Genomic DNA, 20,316 nt, shown 5'->3' with positions numbered 1-20,316 from the left:
TTCGTTCGACCACACCGCGCTCGATGGATCGGCGGAGCAGCAGGGGAGTGAGTTCACGGCCCTGGCGAAGGCGATCCGAGATCAGGGGTTGCTGCGTCGCCGGTATGGGTATTACTGGTCGAAGCTGATCGGCTTGCCGCTTGTGCTCGCTGGCGGACTGTTGGTGTTCGTGTGGATCGGTGACACGTGGTGGCAGCTGTTCACGGCGGTGTTCCTGGCGGTCGTGTTCACGCAGATCGCGTTTCTCGGGCATGATTCGGCGCACCGGCAGATCTTCGTTTCGGGCAAGTGGAATGACTGGACAAGTCTCGTGCTCGGCGACCTGCTGGTGGGGATGAGCTATGGATGGTGGCAGCACAAGCACACCCGTCACCACGCGAATCCGAACAAGCTGGGGTCTGATCCCGACATTGAGTTGCCGGTGATCGTCGTGGCCCCGGAGCGTGCCGCGCCGAGAGGACGGGTCTTGTCGTGGTTGCGCTCGCATCAGGGGATCTTTTTCTTCCCGGTCCTGCTCCTGGAGGGCGTCTCGCTGCATGCGTCCGGGGTGCGTCGGGTGGTCACGCGCGGTCCGTTGAGCAGGCGATGGGTCGAGGTCGGGTTCCTCTTGGTCCGTCTGGTCGGTTTCCCGGTGCTCGTCTTCGTCGTGCTGTCGCCGGGCATCGCGTTCGTGTTCCTCGCGGTGCAGCTCGGGCTTTTCGGGTTCTACATGGGCGTCTCGTTCGCCCCGAACCACAAGGGGATGCCGATCGTGCCGCGCGATGCGAGCTTCGACTTCCTGCGCCGCCAGGCGATGATGAGCCGGAACGTCCGCGGCGGTCGTCTGCTTGACACGGCGATGGGCGGGTTGAACTATCAGATCGAGCATCACCTGTTCCCATCCATGCCGCGCCCTCACCTGCGCAAGGCAGCGCCCATCATCGCCGCGTACTGCCGGAGCCATGATGTGCCCTATGTGCAGACCGGGCTGCTGGCGTCCTATGCGATCATCGTGCGGTACATCAACCGTGTCGGGCTCGGGGAGCGCGACGTGTTCACCTGCCCCTGGTCGAGCAGCGCCGCTACTTCACCGCAGCCCCGCAGTGAGCACGCACGACCACACGGCAGCCGGGCGACGGCACGCCGCCGTCGTCTACAACCCTGTGAAGACCCCGCTGGAGCGGCTTCGCCCCGTGGTCGCGGAGTATGAGGCCCAGCACGGGTGGGCGCAGACGCGCTGGTACGAGACCCGCAGCGACGACGCGGGCCGGGCCGCCGCGGAGCACGCTCTCGCTGCTGCTCCGGCGGTGGTGATGGTCGCGGGCGGCGACGGCACGGTCCGAGCCGTCGCGGAGGTGATGCAAGGGACGGGCATCCCGGTCGCGCTGGTTCCCTGGGCACCGGCAATCTCCTCGCACGTGATGTCGGTGCGCCGCTCAACGACATCGCCGCCTGCGTCTCCGTTGCCTTCGCAGGTGAGGACCGGTCCGTGGATGTCGGGGTGGCTGAGCTCGAGGACGAGAGCGGCGCCCGGCGTTCGCATACGTTCATGGTCATGGCCGGCATCGGACTGGATGCGGAGATGGCGGAGAGCACGAGCGCCATTGCGAAGAAGCATCTCGGCTGGTTCGCGTATGTCACACCGATCGCCCGCTCGGTCATCGCGAACAAGCTCTTCCATCTCGACTACCGAATCGACGGAGGGCGGGTGAGGTCGACGCGGGCGCACACGGTGATCGTCGGCAACTGCGGAACCCTTACCGGGAACATGCTCCTGATCCCCGCTGCGATCATCGACGACGGGCTGTTGGACGTCGTGATGATGCGCCCGACAGGACGCTTCGGGTGGGCGCGGATCGGAACCCGCCTCACCCTGCAAGGCCTCGCCCGCCGCTCCCCGCTCAGCCGCCGGCTCCTCCAGCAGACACCCGACCTCCACGCGCTCGCCTACGTCCAAGGAACCCGGTTCGAAGCCCGGTTCGACGCCCCTCACCTCATCGAACTCGACGGCGACAGCTTCGGTCACATCACCCGTGTCCGCGTCAGCGTCCGCCCGGGCGCCCTGCATGTGCGCGTGGCGGCCGAAACGAACTCGGTGGAGAAGGGCACCGCCGCCCGGCAGCGGCCGTCACGCCTTTAGAAACCCCGACGCCACGGCAAGGGAGGTGGACCGCGCCCCGTGCGTCCCGTGCGGGGTGACTACGCCTTGGCGCGCTTGGCGCGCTGCCGGAGTATCCCGAAGATCAGGGTGCCGATGAAGAGCACGATTCCGATGATGGCCAACCAGAGCAGGCCCTCGAATACGAATCCCACGATCGACAGCACCGCCCAGGCCACAAGCAGGATGAGAAGAACTGTCCACATGCTCCTCACGCTACGCTCAATCGCCAGAGAATACCGGTGATCAACGACATTGTCTCTGCGCGATCTGTCCGGGCCCGCGGCTGACCGGAGGATTCACAGCACGGGCTGACATAGTAGAAGCGTGCTCCGCCTCGGTGATGGCATACCGATCCGAGGAGAAGGGGCGCTCATGCCCGCATGGTGGGAACAACTTCTACACATCACAACCGGTCGTATCAGTCGCCACCACGAACTTCCCGATCTCCGGCACCTGCCGACACGGCCGGTCGCCCTGGAACGGACCCACTACCTCGTGAACGATCGCGAACGCGACAGCCAAGCGCCTCGCACCTACGTCCTCCGCACCCAGCCCCGCACGCGAAGATCCCCAGCCGGGGTCGCCGTCACCTCCAACGGACGCGGCGTCGGCCATCTGCCCGCCGATGCAGCAGACGCCATAGGCCCGCTTCTCGACCAACTCGGCGGGGCGGCAATCGTCAACGGCACAGGACCGAAAGCGGGAAGCATCCGACTCCGAATCGACCTGCCAGCCCCTGATGCGGTCGGCAAGTTCATCCAGACGCTCGCGAACACTCTCGAGCGCTCCGATCATCCGTGACTCCGAAATGATATTCCCGCGGCAGTCTCTCGTAGCCGGGCTGGCCGGGCGACTCTTCATGCTGACGCCGACGCCATCTCGGGACATTGCGAGAGGCTAACTGTTTTCGCGCCATTCGGCTACAGGCCGAGACGCTCTCGGAGACTAGAAGGTGACCGGAATCATGCGGCTCATGCATGGCATGACGTCTTCCGTGTTATGAGAGGCTCGGAGTCAAGCGGGTTACCAGCGCGGCTGCGTCATTTGGACGCCCGGAGATCAACGGCGTCCCGTATCGGCGACGACAGGGTCCCTTTAGCGTTGCGATGCCGACGCACGACCATAGGTCTTACGAGTTGAGATGGGCGGCGAAGCGGTCTACAGCGGAGCGCTGCATGGTCGGGGTGACGTGAGAGTAGATGTTCATCGTCGTGGTGATCGTGGAGTGCCCGAGCCGCTCTTGCACGACCTTGGGGTGTTCGCCGAGTTCGAGCAGCAGGGTCGCGTGGGTGTGACGCAGTCCTTTGATTGTGACCCGGTGTAGGGAGTCGAACTTCGCGGTGGCCCATTTGAGGCGGCGATCCCAGCGGCTGGTCATCGCGTCGGGTGAGCGGAGCTTCCCGTCGTCGTCGCCGAAGATGTAGGCGTCGGCTTTCGCAAGCTCGAACGACACCTCGGCCCGCGCGACCTTGTAGGAGGCGAGCACCTTCAATGTCTCGGTGTCCACGTCGATGACGCGGGCTTGCCCGGTCTTGGTGGTCTTCGTCTTCGTCCAGTCGTCGGTATCGACGGCGCGGCGGATGCTGACTCGCATCGTCTTCGTGTTGATGTCCGACCACTTGAGGGCGAGCGCTTCGGAGCGGCGCATGCCGGTGTAGGCGATGAGTCGCCACAGCGGGAACAGTTCGTCGTCGAGGGTGTCGCGGTTCCAGGTGAGGAAGGTCTGCAACTGCTCGGCCGTCCAGGTCGCGATCTCGGGTTTCTGCGCCCGCACCTCGCTGGACTTCGGCGGCTTGACGGTTCGCTTCTTCTTCGCCGGGTTCACCGTCAGGTGCCCGTCGTCGATCGCCGCGTCGAGGATCGCACCCAGCACGACATGCACCTTGTGGACGCTGTTGGCAGAGAGCGGCTGTCCTTTGCCGTATTCGTCGTTGCGGCCGTGGTCTTCGAGGTCGCGGTAGTGGCGGGCGATACGGGTGGCGGTGAGCTTGTCGAGCCGGATCGCGCCGAGCTGGGGGCTGATGTGGTTGCGGATGATCTTCTTGTACCCGGTGATCGTGGACGCCGCGAGCTTGAGTCCTGCCACCCACTCATCCGCGTAAGTCCCCACGGTCGGCACCTTGTTGCCGAACTTCTCGTTCTGCTTGCGCTGCTTCAACGCCTCCTGCAAGGCGTCGTTCGCCTCATCGGTGCTGGTGAACCCGGAACGAGTCAGCCGCCGCGATCCCATCTCGGGGTATTCGGGGTCTTTCAGGACGTAGATCTGGAACCGCCACCGCTTCCCCATGTCGGTGTCGTAAGCCTGGATCGAACCGGGCTGCCGGGAACGGGAGCGCCGCTGCTGCTTCTCACCCCCGCCGCCTCGCCCTGCGGACTGTGGCTTCTTCGTCATGACAGGGTGCTCCTTGCCGTCGTCTGCCCGGGCCGATGGGTATCGCCGTAGTTCTGGATGTAGTCGGCGGCGTTGAACACACGCCCCTCCGGGTCGAGTTGCACGCCTCGCTCCCGGATCACACGCGCGCGTGCCCGCGCTGTCTCCAAACGTTCCTGGTAGGCGGCGATGGTCTTGGGGTGGGCGCTCGGCTTCTCGGGATCGTCCTTGCTCGGGCGGTCATGCCTGCGAGGGTGGTTTCGAGGTGGTGGATGCGGTCGGTGCAGATCACCCATTCCTGCTGCCAGTAGTTGAACAGCCCCTCATCGGTGAGCACGAGTTCCCCGCGCATCCACCTGTCGATCTCCTCCGGCTCATACCCTTCCGGCACCCCGGTGAGGGTCGTCTGCTCGTCGGGCGGGGTCAGGAGCGCGGCGGGGTGGTGCGCAGCAGGTAGGCGATCACGGTCAGGTCGTCCACGTCCACGCGGCGATCCCCGGCCTCCAACTTGCTGATGCCCGAGGTGGAGAGCTTGCGCCCTGCGGCTCTCAGCCCGTCGGACATGGTGCGCAAGTCCATACCGATCGCTTGCCGGGCCGCACGGATGTTCTGTGCGACGTGCGTGTTCGTGATGCCTGCGGGGTTGCCCCGCACCCTCTCGGTTTCCATAGTAGAAAACTACAGCGCAATGCTTGACAGCGCAAGTGCGATTCTCTACGGTGGGATGAACCATACTTCTCGGCGCTGACACGAACGGATGGTGCGACATGCGGCAGAGCACCCTCGACATGGACGACCTCCGTGGGCGACGCAGCCTCGTCATCACCCGCAAAGAAGCCGCCGAAGCACTCGGCGTCGATCCCCGCACGATCACCACGAGCATCAACGAGGGCACCATCCCGCATGTGAAGCTCGGTCGGCGCATCGTGATCCCGCGTGAGAAGTTCCTCGCCCTCTTCGCAGATGTCGGGACTGATACCGGCGAATCCTGACACTCCGCTGGCTGTGCCGAATCGGCACCCCCGCCCCTGGCTTCCGGGTGGATGTCGGTGGGGCGACGTAAACTAGGTACAGAACGCCAACCATAAGGAGGCACCCCGCATGGCTCTCAAGACTCCGGTATCCGAGGCCCATGTCCGGCGAGTGCTCGCGGAGGTCGAGGCCGGGCAGGTCACGGCCGGTGCGGTCGTGACTGAGGCGGACCGAGAGATTGCCCGCCGTCAGGTGCGCGGTGAACTGTCCGCGGATGAGGCGGTGCGCGAGGCGATCGCTGCGGCGCTTGACCGCTTCCCCGAGAAGTAACCCGTCCGGGCAGGAGCACCAGTGCCCGACCGCTACAGCTACCCGAACAGCCTCGTTCTGATCAACAAGCTCGGCATCACCGACTACGACCGCTGGAAAGCCGTGGAGACGGCCGCGATCCATCAGCGCATGGTCGAACTCACCGAGCACCCGATCCCCGGCCGATACGACCTCGCCCACTTGCAGGCCATCCACCGGCATCTGACTGCCGATCTGTATGTCTGGGGTGGTGACATCCGCGACACCGACACGCACCCCGGCGGCACGGGTATCGCACACTGCCGTCCGCCGTTCATCGTGCCCGAGGCTGAGCGCGTCTTCGGGGAACTCGCTGCCCGTGACCATCTCCGCGGCCTGGACGCGGATGCGTTCTCCGACGGGCTGGCCTGGGTGTGGGGTGAGACGACCGCGATCCACCCGTTCCGTGACGTGAACACCCGCAGTCAGCACATCATGTTCAACCAGCTCGCCCGCGACGCCGGATGGGTCATCGACTGGTCTCAGATTCCCGGCGACGTGTTCGCCCACGCCCGCACCCTCGCGATCGTGGAAGACCACACAGGCATCGACGCGCTGATCCGGCCGAACCTCCACCGGCTCGACGCAGGCGGGCGAGCTGGGGAGGCGGTGACGGTGGAGCAGGTGCGCAGCTTCCAAGCGCGGGGTGTCTCGCGGACGCCGGACGTGCTGGATCGCGAACTCGACGCAGCCCGCCGCCGACGTTCTCATTCGGCCGCGGGGTCGTTCGGCACGGGCGCGCGCCGCCCGGAGCCGCCAACGCCCCACGGTGGGCTGTCTCTGTAGCGTCACCAGGCCGGGTCACAAGTTGCGCCCCGGCCCTTCTCGCCGCTGATCCGGGCCAGTCCTCGTCAGCCCTGCGCTGCGGCGCGCGAGGGCCTCCTGACGGGCTTGCAGCGCCTCGCGCTCGGCCCGTTGCTGCTCTCGCCGCTGGGCGAGCCATTCGGCGGCCTCAGCGACGGGGCGGGCATCCAACTCAGCGATGACCCGCCGCGCGTCGGCTGCCCGCTTCCTGGCGCGTTCGGCGTCGGCCTTGGGGTTCGGGGTGCGGAAGGTGCCTCGCATCTGCCGTGCCTGCTCCGCGCCGTACACCTCGACGGTGAGGCGATCCCGTTCGACGGCCTGCCGCTGGGCCGCCTGCTGCCTCGCGGCCTCGGTGTCGCTGAGAGCCTGTTCAGCCGCCTGCACCTCCGAGTGAGCGTCAGCGTGTTCCGTCGCGATCTTCGTCGCCCACTCGGCGACAGGGCGCAAGAGAGACGGCGAGGTGCCCCAGGTCTGGGTGACGCGCTGCTCGATCTTCGCCACCGACTCTTCCGCGGTGTTGATGTCCCGGGCGGCGGTGCGCCTGCGCCCGAACTTCGCCGCACGCGCCGCGTCGCGAGCGGCCTGAAGCTGCGCGCGAGCCTCCACGAGTTCTTGCCCATCTGTCCGCACCCGCGTCTCCACTTCGGCGGTGAACGCGTGCCGGGTGTGCTCTGCAAGCGCCTTGGCATGGGTCACACGCTCGGCGTGCTCCTCGGCTTCGACGTGATGCGCTTGCTTCTGTGCGGCGAATCGGGCGGCGGCATCCTCGAACAGTGCTGCGTGCTGCTCTGCGCGTTCGATGAGCTGCGTCAGGCGTGCCCGCTCCGTCTGCACGAGCCGTACCGGCCCATCGTTCACGAGCCCCGCACAGCGTCTGCTGCGCGTTCGGTCGCGTCGGTGAGGCCTCGGTCGGCACGGTCCCGCTCCATCGCCGCGATGAACTGCTCCCACGCCTGCTCCTGGGTCTCGGCAACGACGTGCAGCAGGTTCTGTTCGCGGCCGCGAGTCATGCCGACGTACACGCCTGCGGCGCTGGTGGCGTCGGTGAGGATCGTGTGCGACCCGGTGACGGTCGCGCCCTGCACCCCGTAGGCGGTCGCCGCATACGACAGGTGCGCGTGTTCGGCCACATACTCGGCGGGCAGGCGCACGGTGCGCTGCCGCTTCCGCCCGTTCCCCGCCTCGCGCACACGCAAGGCCCCGTCCTGCTCGACGCGTTGCACGATCCAGTTCTGACGGTTCGCCACACCGATGCTGGTGTTGTTCTTGCGCGTTTGGATCACGTCCCCAGCACCGATGGGGAGGCCGTCGTTGCCGGTCGCGGTGCGATGGTCGTCGACCTCTCCACGCGCCACCCGTTCCTCACGGATACGCGCGTTCACAGCGCGAGCCTCGTCATTGGACGTGACCGTGACGGTTTCTCCCTCCCGGCTTCGCTTGGCGATGTGCTCGCGCACGTCTTCGTTGCTGGCGTGCAGGCGTACGAGGCCGAGCACGGTGAGCCGGTCGAACACCTCGCCAGGGTTGCCACCGTCGCGCATCCGCACCGTCAGGTCGGCGTAGGCGCGGTCAGTGAAACGGTGCACCTGCGCCATGTCGAACGTGCGGCCCCGGAGCTGTGCGGCCATGTCGAGAACCCCGCCACGACCGACGGCGGCGAGCTGCGCACGATCCCCTACGAGCGCGACCGTCGCGCCCGCCTCATCGCAGACGGTCAGGAGGGCGATTGCGGTGTCCTGGTCGAGCATTCCGGCCTCGTCCACGATCACCCGCTCACCCCGCGCCAGCCGCGCACCCTCGACTGGGCCGTGATAGGTGTGCCCGGTGTCGGGGTCGGTGTCGCCGGGTGCGAGGCGCGTCCAGACGCCGTCGCTGTTCCATCGCCACCCGTGAGCGTGCACGAGCGCCGCAACACTGGTCGCGGGCACGCCGAGTTCATCGTGCGCGACCTGCGCGGCGCGCAACGTCGGCGCAACCACCCGCGACGCCCGCCCGTGCAGTGCGGCGGCCTCGACTGCAACACCGAGCATCGTCGTCTTCCCACTACCTGCTGCGCCTTCCACGATCACGAGCGGATCGGTCGATGCGACCGCGGCGGCGGCGCGCTCCTGCCCGGCGTCCAGGCCACGCCTGCGCGCCGCCCGGCTTACGTCCGGGTGCTCCGGGTCTTGTTGCGGGATGCGCGCGGAGATGAGGTCGCGCAGCTCCGTCTCCGCCTGCACCACCCTGAGCGAGGTGAGGTGCGCCACATGCTCCGGGGCGGGTGCGCCAGGCGGGAGGATCGAGAAGCAATCCTCCATCGCCAACGCCGTTGCGACGTTCACGAACTCGCGTATCTCGGCGGGCGCTGCTTGCACGCCATACTCGGTCATGATCCGTGTCGCGTGCTCCTGCACCGTATGCCTCGTCCACGCCGAACCACCAGCCGCGCACCGATCCAGTGCCCGGTTCGCGACGGTCTGCACGGAGAGGTCGTCAAGTGACGCCGGCGTACGGCGCGCAGGCCGGCGCAACCTGGCCGGGTCGTAGCCGACGTCGTGCAGCTCGGTCACCCACGCCTGCTCTTCGCGGAGGGTCGTGGGCTTCTTCGCGGGCCGCTCGTGCGCCCACGCTTTCGCCGCGAGACGCGCGGAGACAACCGGCCCCATCGACTCGCCGGGATGTGCCGCCTCCCACTCCGCTTCGAACCGTTCGAGGTGTCGGCGCACTTGCTCGCCGCGCTTACTCATCACGCCGTTGAACCGCTCGAGCTCGACCACCTCACCCGATACGGGGTCAAGAGTCAGGCCGTGCCGATCCAGCACCTCCGCAAGCTCCGGGTGCGCGGCGATCACGGCAGTACCGAGCGCGCGAATCGCGCCCTGCTGCCGGAACAACGCCGCCGTGTCCAGCGCCCGCCGCTTCCCGGCCGCCCATACGCGGGTGCCGATCTGGAAGTGGATATGCCGATGCGGATCACCCGCCCGGGACGTGCGGTGCGACACCGCCACCGTCTGCAACTGCTGGACGGGCACAACCTCCTGCTTGCCGCGCGGACCCACACGGGTCACGGAGTGCTGAGCGAGCCACCGCTGAATCTCCGCCACCGCGTCCTGCTGCGCCCGGTCGAGAGCAGCAGAGACTTCCGGGTGGAGAGCTGCGGCGATCGACAGCGACTTCGGGGCGTTCACGACCATCTCCGCGAACCTCGGAGACCCCTGCCGCCCCTCGCCCGGCAAACGGGGCCTGCCCATCGACTCGCCTGTGAGCGGGCTCGTCCAGTCCACCCAGGCTGCATACGCCTCCGGGTCGAGGCCCAGCGCGACTGTCACGTTCCCGGCACCATCGAGCGCAGTGAAATCCGCCACGGACGCGTCAGTGCCGAGGTAGTAGTCATCCGCGCGAGAGCGGTCGGCCTCGACATAACGGCGCGCATCGGCCCCGGTTCCCCGGAACAGAATCACACCGCCATGCATGAGGCTCACCACCCAGGATTTCTAGTACGGAAACTATGTTATCTACCACGGTAGCATACGTTCATTCGGAAGAACATGGCTGACTGGTGAGTCGGCAGGTTCTCCCGTAGCTGGGGAAGGCGGGACTACCGGGTGCCGTGGACGCGTTGGATGCGGAGGCTGTTGTAGACGACGAAGACGGAGGAGAGTGCCATCGCTCCGGCGGCGATGAGGGGGTTGAGGAGGCCGGCGGCGGCGATGGGGATAGCTGCGATGTTGTATCCGAAGGCCCAGACGAGATTGATGCGGATGGTGCTGAGGGTCTTGCGGGCGATGGTGATGGCATCGGGGATGACGTGGAGGTCGTCTCGGACGAGGATCATGTCGGCGGCTTTGAGGGCGATGTCGGTGCCGGTGGCGATGGCCAGGCCGAGGTCGGCGGTGGCGAGGGCGACGGCGTCGTTGATGCCGTCGCCGACCATCGCGACCTTCTTGCCCTCGGCTTGGAGGGCGCGGATGGTGTCGGCTTTACGGTCGGGGGTGACGCCGGCGTGTACTTGATCTATGCCGAGCTCGGCGGCGATGCGGGAGCCTGCGGCGGGGCTGTCTCCGGTGAGCAGCACGGTCTCCAGTCCGAGGTCATGGATGGCGGAGATCGCTTCTGCGGCGCGGGGCTTGAGGGTGTCGGCGAGGGAGAAGATCCCCACGATCTGTTCGTCTTGGGCGAGGAGAACGACGGTGTTCCCGGCAGCATCCGCTTCCTCGATCGCCTGCTGGGCCCGCGCGGTCACGGGGATGCCGTTGTCGTTGAGGAGCGTGGGGCTGCCGATGAGGAGAGCGTGGCCGTTGACGTGGGCGGTGGCGCCGAGGCCGGGCAGGGCTGTGAAGCCCTGGAGCGGGTGCAGATCGGTGACGTGGTTCTTCGCGCCTCGTTCGATCGCTCGGGCAATGGCGTGCTCGGAACCTTGTTCGATGGATGTGGCCAGACGCCACACCTCGTGTTCGGGTAGGTCGAAGACGGTGAGCGCCTGGACGGTCATGGCACCGGTGGTGAGGGTTCCGGTCTTGTCGAGGACGACGGTGGTGACACCGCCGGAGGCTTCGAGGGCGTCATGGCCTTTGATGAGGATCCCGAGGGTGGCCGCTCTTCCGATGCCGACCATGAGAGCGGTCGGGGTCGCCAGACCCAGGGCGCAGGGGCAGGCGATGATGAGCACGCTGATGCCGATGCCGAAGGCATTCTCGATCGGTGAGCCGGCCAGCGCCCAGGCGGTACCGACGAGGAGGGCGAGAGTGATGACGGACGGGACGAACCAGGTGACGACGCGGTCGACGAGCGCCTGAACGCGGGCTTTGCGAGCTTGCGCCTGCTCGGTAAGGGCGGCCATCTGCGCGAGCTGGGTGTTCGCGCCGACGGAAGTTGCCGTGACCTCCAGCCGCCCGTCGGTACTGATCGTCCCCCGGTGACGGCCTCGCCTTCGCTCACGGCAACGGGTACAGGTTCTCCGGTCATCATGCTCGCGTCGACGGCGGCGGTTCCGGCGGTGATGGTGCCGTCGGCGGGGATCGTCTCGCCGGGCAGGACGACGAAGGTATCGCCGACGCGCAGGTTCCCCGCCGGTTCCACAGTCTCCGTGGCGTCTCGGAGGATGCGGACGTGTGTGGCGGCGAGGGCGTTCAGTGCGCCGAGGACGTCCCCGGCCTTCCGGCGGGAACGGGTCTCGAAGTAGCGGCCGGCGAGCTGGAACGTGGTCAGCCCGGCGGCGACATCGAGGTAGAGCGAGTCCGCCCCGGCGGGGTGATTCCGAAGCCGAGCCAGTACCCGCCCTCGCCCGTCTGCCCGAATCCGAACAGGAGTGTGGCCACAGCCCAGCCGAAGGCGGCGGCGATGCCCAGGGAGACGAGGGTGTCCATGCTGACCATGCCGTGACGGAGGTTGCGGATCGTGGCCCTGTGGAAGGGCAAGGCGCACCAGGTTACGATCGGCAGCGCCATGAGGATGCACAGCCACTCCCACCCGGGGAAACGCCACTCCGGGACCAAGGCGAGGACGATGGTGATGTCCATGAGCGGCACGGTCAGCAACGCGGAGACGATGAGACGACGGCGAAGCGAGGTGATCCGCACCTCGGTCGCGCGCCGTGACCAGGCGTCATCATCGTTCTTGCGCAGGTGGGCGCCGTACCCGGCGTTCTCGATCTGCCGGATCGCGGCTCCCGCATCCGAAGGGGCGATTCCGGTGACCAGAGCGCGTTCGGTGGCGTAGTTGACGGTTGCGGTGACACCGTCGAGCTTGTTCAGCGCCCGTTCGACGCGCCCCGCGCAGGCGGCGCAGGTCATCCCGGAGATGTCCAGCTCGAGCGCATCCGCAGCGACAAGGTTCGTGAGCGTATCGGTCATGGTGCCTCATTCCTCCTTGCCAGTGGCCGGGGTGGGTGCGGGACTTCGCCGGTCGCGTTCGGTGAGGCGGGCGAGCATCTGGTTGTAGGCGTCGAACTCGTCGTCTCGGCCGGCGTCCAAGTGTCGGTCCTTACGGCGAGCCTCTTTCGCGTCCTGACGCCCCCATTGGATAGAGAGCACGGTGATCACGATCAGCAACGGGATCTCCCCGCCCGCCCACGCGACGCCGCCGGCAAGGTACTGCTGAGCCTGCAGATCCGCCCAGGGCAGGTCGAGGTAGCGGTAGAAGGTCTCGGCGATGATCGTGCCGCTTGTCATCAGGATGACGCCGAAGAAAGCGTGGAAGGGCATCGCGGCCAGGACATAGCCGAGCTTGCCGATGTGCGGGAGCGGTCGGGGCGGGCGATCGACGCCGATGATCAGGCTGTAATACAGATAGCCGACGATGAGGAAGTGCAGGTTCATCGCCTGGTGCGCCCAGTGGAAGCGCATGAAGTCGCCGAAGATGCCCGTGAGATATAGCCCGTAGTAGGAGCCGATGAACACGACGAAGACGATCAGCGGGTTGTAGACGAAGTGCGCCACCCGCCAGTGCAGCACCCAGGTGACCCAGTCATGCAGCCCGGCCGGCTTCTGAGGGTCGGGACGGCTGGCGCGCAGCAGGAGAGTGACGATGCCGCCGAGGACAAGCAGGCCGGGGGCGAGCATGTTCAGGCTCATGTGCACGATCATGTGGATGCCGAAGTCCGGTGCTGAGTACTTCCCGAACCCCGAACTGGTTGCGAAGACGATCACCGCCCACCCGAGCACCCAGGACACGGTACGCCCGACAGGCCATCGGTCTCCCCGGCGATGCAGGATGCGGACGGCGAGGAGATATACCGTCACGCCGACAGCTGCGAGGCCCAGGAACAGCAGGTTGGGGCGCCAGTGCGTGAACAGCACCACCGCGGTTGGCGGGTCGGGCACGTCAAAGCCCATGAAGACTTGCTCGATGCTCGTGGGCACGAAGTACTGCGGGGCGGTTGCCGGGTCATCGCCGCGGTGACCCCGATCCACCCGGCGATCGCGATCGCCGCGACCGTCAGCAGGCCAGTGACGTGCTGCGCACGCAGGTTCCCCTGCCGACCCATGATCCCGCGACGACCATCACGATGGCAACGACCAGCAGGCAGATCTGGCCTGTGAGGATCAGCCAACCCGTCAGCGATGCCGCAGGCGAGCTGCCGGCGAGCTTGAACGCGGCGATCACCACATCGCTGAGGATGACGACCGGCAGGGCGACGGTGCCGAGCAGGAACATCCGCCGCAGTGTCACCGGGTCGACCAGCCTGCCGGAAGCGACACGGATCGCGGCGACGAGGATCGCGCCGAAGAACGAGTACGCGGCGAGGGTCTGGAAGACGGCCGCATCGCCGCCGACATCGTGGTCGGGTCCGACGAGCACCTGTCCGCTGACCACCGGGGCGAGCAGCGCGATCGTCGTGACCCACAGAGGGATCAGCAGTCCCGTCCATCTGTAGGCGAAGAACGCCCCAAACAGGACGATCAGGGCGGCTGCCAGACTGATCGTCCACGCCATCGGCGCATAGCTGAGCTGGAACAGCCACCCGAACGCCTGCGGGGCCTCCAGCGCGGTCAGCGGAGCTCCGTTCGCATCGAGCGTCTCGAACACCACCAGCCCGCCGCGGATGCCGTCCACACGCCCGCGGCAATCTGCAGCACCCTCAGCTCGAAGCCCTGCGCGATGCTCCGCGCCCGCCGTGCCGGCACCGCGTGCAGAAACAGAAGATGAACCAGTGCCCCGGCACTGACCATGCTGCCCGCGTTCGCAGTCACTGTCAGCACCGTTGTGGTCACCGCGACATCGAAACCCGGGAAGCTGAGATGGATCTGCTCGAACGGCGCGGCACCCAGCATCACCGTCACAACGACCGGCACGGCGAGACTCAGGAGGAGGACTCCCGCGGCAAGGAGCAGGGTCATGCCTCTCAGGCGAGCGCGTACCGGAGGGTCTGCTGTCGGATCTGCCGGGGTGGGATGCGTCTTACTCATCGGGACGCACGAGCCAGGATTCCAGTTCGTAGCCGGCGTCATCGACGGCCCTGGCGATCTCTTCCCGTGGCACGGGTGCCTCCGCCTGTACCCGCACCCACCCCGAGCCGGTATCGACATCGACGCCGGTGACTCCTCGCAGCTCGGCGAGCTCGGCGGTGATCGCACGCTCGCAATGCGCGCACGTCATTCCGTTCACCTCGAACACGATCTCAACCAATACCGCTCCCGCCCTTCCCCTCAAATCTACATCATGTAGTTTGCGCAGGTCACGGCCGCCCTCTACTGTTACTACTACGTCTTGTAGATATATGGAGTGATGATGGTCGCGGATCCGGCAGCGGGATGGGCGTTCACGATCGTGTTCGCAGTACTCGCCCTGTACTCGGTACTGCGGGTCGCGGTGGATCGGCATCGCCCGATGCAGGCGGTCGGCCATGCGCTGCACGCCGTGATGGCGCTGGTCATGGCGATCATGCCCTGGCCAATCTGGACCACGGTGCCGGTATCGCCGCAGCTGATCCTCTTCGCAGCAGCATCGGCGTGGTTCGTCCTGCTCGGCGTGCTTCAGGCGCGCCGGACGGTGACCCGGCGGATGCTGGGCGGGCACGGTTCCTGGCATCAGATCGCGCACGCTGTGATGATGCTCGCGATGGTCTGGATGGTAGTGGTGATGATCCCATCGCCGCCTGGTGCTACCCCGGAAGTCGGCGGGGCGCACGCGCATGCGATGCTATCCGGTCCTGTGGTGCTGAGCGGGGTGGCGATCACCGCCGCTCTTGTGGTGGTGGCGGTGATCCAGACGGCGGAGCTCATCGAGTGCGTCCGAGGGCGGGCGCGAACCTGGTTCGGGCACACCGGCGATGTCGCCACCGGGGCCGTCATGGGTTTCGGCATGGCGGCAATGTGCTGGACGATGCTCGCAGCCTGACCAGCAATACAGACCCTCCACCGGAAGCGGTGGGAATCGAGAAAGAGAGAGAACGAATGCCATCACGCACGAACAAGCACCGCCTGCTCGTCGGAGGTGCCGCCGCACTGGGCGTCCTCGCGCTGACCTTCGCCGGGGCGGGCGCTGCCAGCGCCCACGTCGGCGTCAGCTCGAACACCGCGGAGGCCGGCTCCTATGCGGTGCTGACCTTCAGCGTCCCCCACGGCTGCGGCGACTCGCCGACGACGAGCGTGGCAATCCAGATCCCGGAGGGTATCAACGCGGTCACACCGACCCGCAATGCTTTCTACACGGTGGAGAAGGTGTCCGAGGCGCTGGAGACGCCGATCGTCGATGGGCACGGCAATGAGGTCACCGAGCGTATCGCTGAGATCGTGTACACGGCCACGACCCCGTTGCCGCATGATCAGCGCGACACCTTCGAACTGTCACTGCAGCTGCCCACAGACGCAGCGGGTCAAACCCTCTACTTCCCCACGGTGCAAACCTGCGAGGAAGGCGAGACGGGCTGGGTGCAGATCCCCGCGGACGGTCAGGATCCCCATGACCTGGAGGCGCCCTCGCCGGCGCTCTCCGTGGTCGCCGCGAGCGACTCCGGACATGGGCATGGCGACGGCGGTAACGGTGAGGAGGACGGTGACGCGCACGGGAGTGAGGATGAGCACGCTGATGCGGCGGCTCAGCAGCCTGCTACCGCCAGTCAGACGCCGCTGATCGTGACCTCTCTGGTGGTCGGTGCCGCGGGTCTGCTCACCGGCGGGATCGCATTGCTCCGGGGCGCAAGAAGGCATGACGCTGACTGTCGCCGGGAAACAGACGCGCGCCTGGCACGGTGCGGTGCTGGTGCTGTTCGCGGTCCTGCTCGGCGGGATCTTCGCGATCGGCACGGGCACTGCTCCGGCCGCCGCGCATGCGGAACTGCTGGGCACGACCCCGGAGGACGGGGCTGTGCTCGAGGAGGCGCCGCGGGCCGCGGAGCTGCTGTTCAATGAGCCCGTCCGGCTCATTGACGGCGGCATCCGCCTGTTTCTCGGCGATGGCAGCGATCCCGTCATCCTCTCTGCGCGCACCGTCGACACGACCGTCACCGTCGCACTCCCAATCGATCTAGCTGAGGGCTCCTATGCCCTCAGCTACCGGGTCGTCTCCGCCGATAGCCATCCCATCGCCGGAGCGATCAGTTTCCAGATCGGTGAAACCGTCCAGGCCTCGCCCCCGCCAGACACCGCGCTGGAAGGGACGCCTCCCGCCACGGAGACGGCAGTCTCGGCGTTGACCATCCTCCAGTACCTCGGCCTGCTGATCCTGGCCGGTCTGGTGTTCTTCGAGCGGATCGTGCTGCGGGAGCGACGGCCCGACGACCGGGGCACGCGGCGGATCATGGCCATCGCGTTCGGCGCCGCGGCCCTCGCTTCCCTGTTCCTCGTCCCCGCCTCCGCACTGAGGATCACCGGCCTCCCGCCATCGGCAATGTTCGACCTCTCCTCATGGGTTCCCGGGATCCTCTGGCAGCCCGTCGTCTCTGCTGCCCTGGTGACCCTCGCGGGTAGTGCCGGGCTGATCCTCGCGCTCAAGGCGACGAGCACACCCGGCCGCTTCGCCGCGGTCGCAGGCGTGGGGTCGCGGTCGCCGTGCCTTTGTTGGTCGGGCACACGCAGACCGTCGCGCCGACCTGGCTCATGATCACCGCCGACCTCGGGCATCTGCTCGCCGGCGCATTCTGGACCGGCGCCGTCATCGGACTGCTGCGCTTCCTCCTCACCGCCCGCCCCGCATTGGGCAGTACGACGACTCCCGGGTCGCACCGGCTGCCGCCGCGGACGTCGTCTCCCGCTTCTCCCGCTACGCACTGTTCTCGGTCGTCCTCCTCGCCGTCAGCGGCACCATCATGGCGATCCTCATCCTCGACTCCTGGGACGCCCTGGTCTCCACCGGCTACGGACGCACCCTGCTCCTCAAGCTCGGTATCGTCGTCGCCGTCGTCGCCCTCGCCGCTTGGAACCGCACCCGCCTGCTCCCGGCCATCACCCGCAGACCCCCCGCGACCCTTCAATGGGCGACGCTGCGCCGCATCCTCGGCTATGAGGCAGCTCTGCTCGTCACCGTCATCGCCGTCACCGGCTTCCTCAGCAACAGCAGCCCCGCCACGAGCATCACCACACCGGGATGCTGCGCCGCCGGTTACTGTCCAGGAGACGCCCGTGCGCGCCGAGTCCCAGGGGCTGACGGTGAGCGGGACACTGAGCCCCACCGCACCCGGCGTCAACATTCTCACCTTCCGCCTGGAGTATGACGGGGCACCGGTGACACCGGAGCAGGTGGGCGTAGAGGTGCGGCTCCCGGAAGAAAACCTCGGCCCCTTCACCGCAGAACCCGAGTTCGACGAGAGCGCCGGCGAGTACACCGCCTCGGTCGCGATGCCCGTGGCCGGTGAGTGGCGGATGCAGGTCACGGCCCGCATCGACACCTACACCGAGCCGATCGCGATCATCCCAATAACTATCGGCTGAGACCGTGATCAGACAGGCAGGCGGATCGGCTCCGGCACCCTCCGGTGAGACGCCCTCGGCCACCGCCGCAGCGCCAGCCTCTCCGCGCGCAGCGCGAGGCCGGCATCCCCGCTTTCCTTCGCCATCCGATCCAGCGCATTGGCGAGATTCGCCGCCCCCGCCTGCCGGGCCGCCGCATCGTCGGCGATCAGCTCAACCAGCAGCAGCGTCGCCCGTCTCAACCCCCGACCTGCACGCAGGAACCGTGGCAGGCACAGCGCATTGACTTCCGCGACCCGCACCGCCCACCCGTGTCCATAGCGCAAATGCGCGTACTCGTGAGCGAGGACCGCCTGCAACTGCGCCGCGGACAACAGCATCTCCAGACCTGTCGACACCAGAATCTCCGGCCGCCGGCCCGGTACCGCGCAAGCCACCGGCTCCTCCGACGCGAACCGGACCAGGGTGAACCCGCGCCGCTCCTCGCGCGAAAGCGCCACCGCAGCCAACGCGCTGATCGCCTCACGGTGTGAGTCAGCCAGGGGCTCGGCGGACACCGACACGAATGCCGCGATCGCGCCTATCGCTCCTAGGCTCAACCACGTCCCGACCGTCACCACGGTCGCCGCCGCCGCATCCATCGAGCTCGATGCGGACAAGGACGCGGCGACCATCGCCACCAGCGATCCCAGAGCCAATGCACAACCGACCAGGAACGCCCCGAACCACGAGGCGAAGGCCAGCCGCGGGAACCGCACCTGCCACCGCCCCCGAGTCAGCACCAGCGGTGCGAACAGCAACAATCCGCCCGCGAGAACCCCGCAGGAGAGCACAAGCACCATCCCCGCTACCGGCTCTTCCTCGGAGCGATCGCCTGCCGCAGCAACTCAAGATCCTCCGCAGCGAGATTTCCGGCGAAACGCAGCAACGCCGCCTGACGATCCCCCGCCGCATCCAGCGCCGAGGCCATCTCTCGACTGGCGTGCTCATCCCCCGACCGCGCCGCTCGGAACCGCACCTTCCGCGGCGACTCGCCCGAACGCACGACCTGTCCCTTCTTCTCCAGACGATCCAGAGCCGTCATCAGCGTCGTATACGCCGGAGTATGACCCGAGAACAATGCCTGAACATCCCGCGCGCTCAGAAGTTCATCGCGCTCCCACAGGATCCGCATGACCTCGCCCTCAAGCTCACCCCGCTCACGCGTCCGCTGACCAGCCATAGCGACACCTCCACAACAAGACTACAAGAAGTAGATGTGAGATAACATGTTCCGCGAAAAGTGCTAACGAAAGTGCTAAGCAACCTGTAGGTCGGGGTACCGCGGTGGAGTTATCCACAGGGCACACGTCGTAGATCGTTGATTTTATGCGGCAGAATGCCCGACCGAGATTCGCGGCGCGCGGGGTCGAGGTCAGTTCAAGTCCCCCCTCGCGCACACTGTGTTGAGACAGTGCAAGAGCCGGGCCTTCGGGTCCGGCTCTTCGTCTCTCTTCTCCCGGATATTGCGGCTCTCCACTTCAGACGCGCACGAGCATCTTTCCGGTGTTCTCGCCGCGCATCATCCCGAGGAAGGCGTCCACCGCGTTGTCGATCCCGTCGACGATCGTCTCGTCGTAGGCGACCTGGCCCGTCTTCAGCCAGTCGGTCATCTTCTCCTCGAACTCGGGCGCAAGATCCCCGTGGTCGGAGACGATGAAGCCCTGCAACCGCAGACGGCGGCCGATGAGCAGGCCGATGCTCCTGTTGATGCATGAGGTTTTCACACATCCGTGATTGACAGGCCTCGTGCCCGCGTCAGGTCAACGCCACACGACGACCGCCTGTCCGCGCGACCTCTTAGCGCCGAAATTGGAGCGGGAGTTCCTTCCGATCCCTGCCCCCGAAGCGCATTTCCAAAAGCATGAAACACCCTACGCGGGCAGATTCGGGCACTACACTGACCAGGAATCGTATCCGTGGGCACCGGGGCCGCAGAGCACCCAGGAGAACGGAGAGACATGGCGGCTGTTGAGCAAACCCCTGCACGCAGCGGAAGGCTGGCGAAGAGGCTCGAATGGTGCGTTTTGGCTGTCGTCACGATGGCTGCCGCTTGGTGGGTCTGGGCGACTGTAGGAGCAGGTCCTGAGTCCTGTCCCTACTTCGGCGTCACGATGTGTTTCGAGCAGAATCGCCAGCAGGTTGGGTGGATGGCTACTGCGGTGATGCTCGTGGGAGTCGCCGGCTACGCCGTGGCATCGTTCCTGACTCGATCGCGGGCTATCCGTTGGACCGTGTTGATAGTGTCCCTTGTCCTCATTGCCGGGATTGCAGTAATCGCGGTTGACTGGCTCACGTTCGATGCGTGAATG

General features: G+C 66.8%; 26 protein-coding genes and 2 pseudogenes. 12 read left to right on the top strand and 16 right to left on the bottom strand.

The genetic code is table 11. The features are described from left to right. Positions 1-142: 142 nt before the first annotated feature. The 3 genes and pseudogenes from KAE78_RS05800 (at position 143) to KAE78_RS05790 (ending at position 2,119) form a co-directional block, all read left to right on the top strand. Entirely contained in the window at positions 143-1,189 is a 1,047-nt protein-coding gene (locus tag KAE78_RS05800) for a fatty acid desaturase family protein (protein ID WP_223172416.1), read from the top strand. Next, a pseudogene (locus tag KAE78_RS05795) lies at positions 1,083-1,319 on the top strand (transcriptional regulator); the annotation flags it as partial. The gene KAE78_RS05800 and the pseudogene KAE78_RS05795, both read left to right, overlap by 107 nt. A 161-nt stretch (positions 1,320-1,480) precedes the next feature. Beyond that, positions 1,481-2,119 (top strand): diacylglycerol/lipid kinase family protein, encoded by a 639-nt coding sequence (locus KAE78_RS05790; RefSeq protein WP_223172130.1) that lies wholly within the window; start codon positions 1,481-1,483, stop codon positions 2,117-2,119. Between the two features lie 59 nt (positions 2,120-2,178). Here the strand turns inward: KAE78_RS05790 and KAE78_RS05785 are convergent, their stop codons facing one another. The 5 genes from KAE78_RS05785 to KAE78_RS05765 form a co-directional block, all read right to left on the bottom strand. Further along, positions 2,179-2,343, bottom strand: a complete 165-nt coding sequence (locus tag KAE78_RS05785; protein WP_193598841.1) for a hypothetical protein — start codon at positions 2,341-2,343, stop codon at positions 2,179-2,181. A gap of 193 nt (positions 2,344-2,536) precedes the next feature. Beyond that, the gene (locus KAE78_RS05780; protein WP_223172129.1) at positions 2,537-2,935 is read right to left on the bottom strand and encodes a hypothetical protein; all 399 of its coding nucleotides are present in this window, start codon (positions 2,933-2,935) and stop codon (positions 2,537-2,539) included. Between the two features lie 334 nt (positions 2,936-3,269). Further along, positions 3,270-4,532 carry a tyrosine-type recombinase/integrase gene (locus KAE78_RS05775; protein ID WP_223172128.1) on the bottom strand — a complete coding sequence of 421 codons (1,263 nt, stop codon included), beginning with the start codon at positions 4,530-4,532 and terminating at the stop codon, positions 3,270-3,272. A 118-nt stretch (positions 4,533-4,650) separates the two neighbouring features. After that, complete coding sequence (locus KAE78_RS05770; RefSeq protein WP_223172127.1) at positions 4,651-4,863, bottom strand: hypothetical protein; 213 nt, start codon at positions 4,861-4,863, stop codon at positions 4,651-4,653. Positions 4,864-4,934: 71 nt separating this feature from the next. Then, positions 4,935-5,180 carry a helix-turn-helix transcriptional regulator gene (locus tag KAE78_RS05765; protein WP_223172126.1) on the bottom strand — a complete coding sequence of 82 codons (246 nt, stop codon included), beginning with the start codon at positions 5,178-5,180 and terminating at the stop codon, positions 4,935-4,937. Between the two features lie 98 nt (positions 5,181-5,278). Between KAE78_RS05765 and KAE78_RS05760 the strand changes: the two genes are divergently transcribed. The 3 genes from KAE78_RS05760 to KAE78_RS05750 all read left to right on the top strand — a co-directional run bounded on the left by KAE78_RS05760 (position 5,279) and on the right by KAE78_RS05750 (position 6,617). Then, positions 5,279-5,503 carry a helix-turn-helix domain-containing protein gene (locus KAE78_RS05760; protein ID WP_223172125.1) on the top strand — a complete coding sequence of 75 codons (225 nt, stop codon included), beginning with the start codon at positions 5,279-5,281 and terminating at the stop codon, positions 5,501-5,503. A gap of 109 nt (positions 5,504-5,612) precedes the next feature. After that, positions 5,613-5,813, top strand: coding sequence for a hypothetical protein (locus tag KAE78_RS05755; protein ID WP_053546674.1), 201 nt, complete (start codon positions 5,613-5,615; stop codon positions 5,811-5,813). Positions 5,814-5,834: 21 nt separating this feature from the next. Then, the gene (locus KAE78_RS05750; protein WP_223172124.1) at positions 5,835-6,617 is read left to right on the top strand and encodes a Fic/DOC family protein; all 783 of its coding nucleotides are present in this window, start codon (positions 5,835-5,837) and stop codon (positions 6,615-6,617) included. 15 nt (positions 6,618-6,632) lie between these two features. On the opposite strand, the gene KAE78_RS05745 is transcribed toward KAE78_RS05750, so the two are convergent. From KAE78_RS05745 to KAE78_RS05715, 8 genes and pseudogenes are all read right to left on the bottom strand, one after another. Continuing rightward, positions 6,633-7,469 (bottom strand): hypothetical protein, encoded by an 837-nt coding sequence (locus tag KAE78_RS05745; RefSeq protein WP_223172123.1) that lies wholly within the window; start codon positions 7,467-7,469, stop codon positions 6,633-6,635. Between the two features lie 20 nt (positions 7,470-7,489). Further along, positions 7,490-10,102 carry a MobF family relaxase gene (gene mobF / locus KAE78_RS05740; protein ID WP_223172122.1) on the bottom strand — a complete coding sequence of 871 codons (2,613 nt, stop codon included), beginning with the start codon at positions 10,100-10,102 and terminating at the stop codon, positions 7,490-7,492. 113 nt (positions 10,103-10,215) lie between these two features. After that, positions 10,216-11,696, bottom strand: a pseudogene (locus KAE78_RS05735) (heavy metal translocating P-type ATPase). Between the two features lie 125 nt (positions 11,697-11,821). Further along, on the bottom strand, positions 11,822-12,469 hold the full coding sequence (locus tag KAE78_RS18450) for a cation transporter (protein WP_317451870.1): 648 nt from the start codon (positions 12,467-12,469) through the stop codon (positions 11,822-11,824). Positions 12,470-12,475: 6 nt separating this feature from the next. Further along, positions 12,476-13,450: a cytochrome c oxidase assembly protein gene (locus tag KAE78_RS05730; RefSeq protein WP_223172121.1), complete on the bottom strand. Its 975-nt coding sequence runs from the start codon at positions 13,448-13,450 to the stop codon at positions 12,476-12,478. A gap of 103 nt (positions 13,451-13,553) precedes the next feature. Beyond that, entirely contained in the window at positions 13,554-14,144 is a 591-nt protein-coding gene (locus tag KAE78_RS05725) for a hypothetical protein (RefSeq protein ID WP_223172120.1), read from the bottom strand. Then, the gene (locus tag KAE78_RS05720; RefSeq protein ID WP_223172119.1) at positions 14,108-14,392 is read right to left on the bottom strand and encodes a hypothetical protein; all 285 of its coding nucleotides are present in this window, start codon (positions 14,390-14,392) and stop codon (positions 14,108-14,110) included. The genes KAE78_RS05725 and KAE78_RS05720 overlap by 37 nt, the downstream gene beginning before the upstream one ends. Before the next feature lie 124 nt (positions 14,393-14,516). Further along, complete coding sequence (locus tag KAE78_RS05715; RefSeq protein ID WP_223172118.1) at positions 14,517-14,963, bottom strand: heavy-metal-associated domain-containing protein; 447 nt, start codon at positions 14,961-14,963, stop codon at positions 14,517-14,519. Between KAE78_RS05715 and KAE78_RS05710 the strand changes: the two genes are divergently transcribed. The 5 genes from KAE78_RS05710 to KAE78_RS05690 are packed head-to-tail and all read left to right on the top strand — an operon-like array spanning position 14,946 to position 17,986. Beyond that, on the top strand, positions 14,946-15,455 hold the full coding sequence (locus KAE78_RS05710; RefSeq protein WP_223172117.1) for a DUF5134 domain-containing protein: 510 nt from the start codon (positions 14,946-14,948) through the stop codon (positions 15,453-15,455). The genes KAE78_RS05715 and KAE78_RS05710 overlap by 18 nt on opposite strands. Then, complete coding sequence (locus KAE78_RS05705) at positions 15,431-16,468, top strand: YcnI family protein (protein ID WP_223172116.1); 1,038 nt, start codon at positions 15,431-15,433, stop codon at positions 16,466-16,468. The genes KAE78_RS05710 and KAE78_RS05705 overlap by 25 nt, the downstream gene beginning before the upstream one ends. Next, positions 16,425-17,159, top strand: a complete 735-nt coding sequence (locus tag KAE78_RS05700; RefSeq protein ID WP_262927771.1) for a copper resistance protein CopC — start codon at positions 16,425-16,427, stop codon at positions 17,157-17,159. Before KAE78_RS05705 ends, KAE78_RS05700 begins: the two co-directional genes overlap by 44 nt. Further along, entirely contained in the window at positions 17,149-17,769 is a 621-nt protein-coding gene (locus tag KAE78_RS05695) for a copper resistance D family protein (RefSeq protein WP_317451916.1), read from the top strand. The genes KAE78_RS05700 and KAE78_RS05695 overlap by 11 nt, the downstream gene beginning before the upstream one ends. Continuing rightward, positions 17,678-17,986 carry a FixH family protein gene (locus tag KAE78_RS05690; RefSeq protein ID WP_223172115.1) on the top strand — a complete coding sequence of 103 codons (309 nt, stop codon included), beginning with the start codon at positions 17,678-17,680 and terminating at the stop codon, positions 17,984-17,986. Before KAE78_RS05695 ends, KAE78_RS05690 begins: the two co-directional genes overlap by 92 nt. 8 nt (positions 17,987-17,994) lie before the next feature. Here KAE78_RS05690 and KAE78_RS05685 read toward each other — a convergent pair whose 3' ends face one another. The 3 genes from KAE78_RS05685 to KAE78_RS05675 all read right to left on the bottom strand — a co-directional run bounded on the left by KAE78_RS05685 (position 17,995) and on the right by KAE78_RS05675 (position 19,731). Then, complete coding sequence (locus KAE78_RS05685) at positions 17,995-18,807, bottom strand: M48 family metalloprotease (RefSeq protein WP_223172114.1); 813 nt, start codon at positions 18,805-18,807, stop codon at positions 17,995-17,997. A gap of 5 nt (positions 18,808-18,812) precedes the next feature. Then, positions 18,813-19,187 carry a BlaI/MecI/CopY family transcriptional regulator gene (locus tag KAE78_RS05680; protein ID WP_223172113.1) on the bottom strand — a complete coding sequence of 125 codons (375 nt, stop codon included), beginning with the start codon at positions 19,185-19,187 and terminating at the stop codon, positions 18,813-18,815. Positions 19,188-19,485: 298 nt separating this feature from the next. Further along, positions 19,486-19,731, bottom strand: a complete 246-nt coding sequence (locus KAE78_RS05675) for a hypothetical protein (RefSeq protein WP_223172112.1) — start codon at positions 19,729-19,731, stop codon at positions 19,486-19,488. A 234-nt stretch (positions 19,732-19,965) separates the two neighbouring features. On the opposite strand from KAE78_RS05675, the gene KAE78_RS05670 reads away from it, so the two are divergent. Then, positions 19,966-20,313 (top strand): hypothetical protein, encoded by a 348-nt coding sequence (locus KAE78_RS05670; protein WP_223172111.1) that lies wholly within the window; start codon positions 19,966-19,968, stop codon positions 20,311-20,313. Positions 20,314-20,316: the final 3 nt, after the last annotated feature.

Source organism: Microbacterium sp. NIBRBAC000506063, assembly GCF_017968845.1.
Lineage (GTDB): Bacteria > Actinomycetota > Actinomycetes > Actinomycetales > Microbacteriaceae > Microbacterium.
This window is presented reverse-complemented; position numbering and strand designations above follow the sequence as displayed.

Excerpts from the sequence above, each read along its gene's own strand:
- KAE78_RS05785 (WP_193598841.1), bottom strand. The coding sequence starts at position 2,343 with ATGTGGACAGTTCTTCTCATCCTGCTTGTGGCCTGGGCGGTGCTGTCG.
- KAE78_RS05760 (WP_223172125.1), top strand. The coding sequence starts at position 5,279 with ATGCGGCAGAGCACCCTCGACATGGACGACCTCCGTGGGCGACGCAGC.
- KAE78_RS05685 (WP_223172114.1), bottom strand. The coding sequence starts at position 18,807 with ATGGTGCTTGTGCTCTCCTGCGGGGTTCTCGCGGGCGGATTGTTGCTG.
- KAE78_RS05715 (WP_223172118.1), bottom strand. The coding sequence starts at position 14,963 with ATGGCCGACCGCCTGCATCGGGCGATGCCGATCCACCGCGACCCGCAG.
- KAE78_RS05670 (WP_223172111.1), top strand. The coding sequence starts at position 19,966 with ATGGCGGCTGTTGAGCAAACCCCTGCACGCAGCGGAAGGCTGGCGAAG.
- KAE78_RS05775 (WP_223172128.1), bottom strand. The coding sequence starts at position 4,532 with ATGACGAAGAAGCCACAGTCCGCAGGGCGAGGCGGCGGGGGTGAGAAG.
- KAE78_RS05710 (WP_223172117.1), top strand. The coding sequence starts at position 14,946 with ATGCAGGCGGTCGGCCATGCGCTGCACGCCGTGATGGCGCTGGTCATG.
- KAE78_RS05680 (WP_223172113.1), bottom strand. The coding sequence starts at position 19,187 with ATGGCTGGTCAGCGGACGCGTGAGCGGGGTGAGCTTGAGGGCGAGGTC.
- KAE78_RS05780 (WP_223172129.1), bottom strand. The coding sequence starts at position 2,935 with ATGATCGGAGCGCTCGAGAGTGTTCGCGAGCGTCTGGATGAACTTGCC.
- KAE78_RS18450 (WP_317451870.1), bottom strand. The coding sequence starts at position 12,469 with ATGACCGATACGCTCACGAACCTTGTCGCTGCGGATGCGCTCGAGCTG.
- KAE78_RS05770 (WP_223172127.1), bottom strand. The coding sequence starts at position 4,863 with ATGCGCGGGGAACTCGTGCTCACCGATGAGGGGCTGTTCAACTACTGG.
- KAE78_RS05755 (WP_053546674.1), top strand. The coding sequence starts at position 5,613 with ATGGCTCTCAAGACTCCGGTATCCGAGGCCCATGTCCGGCGAGTGCTC.
- KAE78_RS05730 (WP_223172121.1), bottom strand. The coding sequence starts at position 13,450 with ATGGGCTTTGACGTGCCCGACCCGCCAACCGCGGTGGTGCTGTTCACG.
- KAE78_RS05765 (WP_223172126.1), bottom strand. The coding sequence starts at position 5,180 with ATGGAAACCGAGAGGGTGCGGGGCAACCCCGCAGGCATCACGAACACG.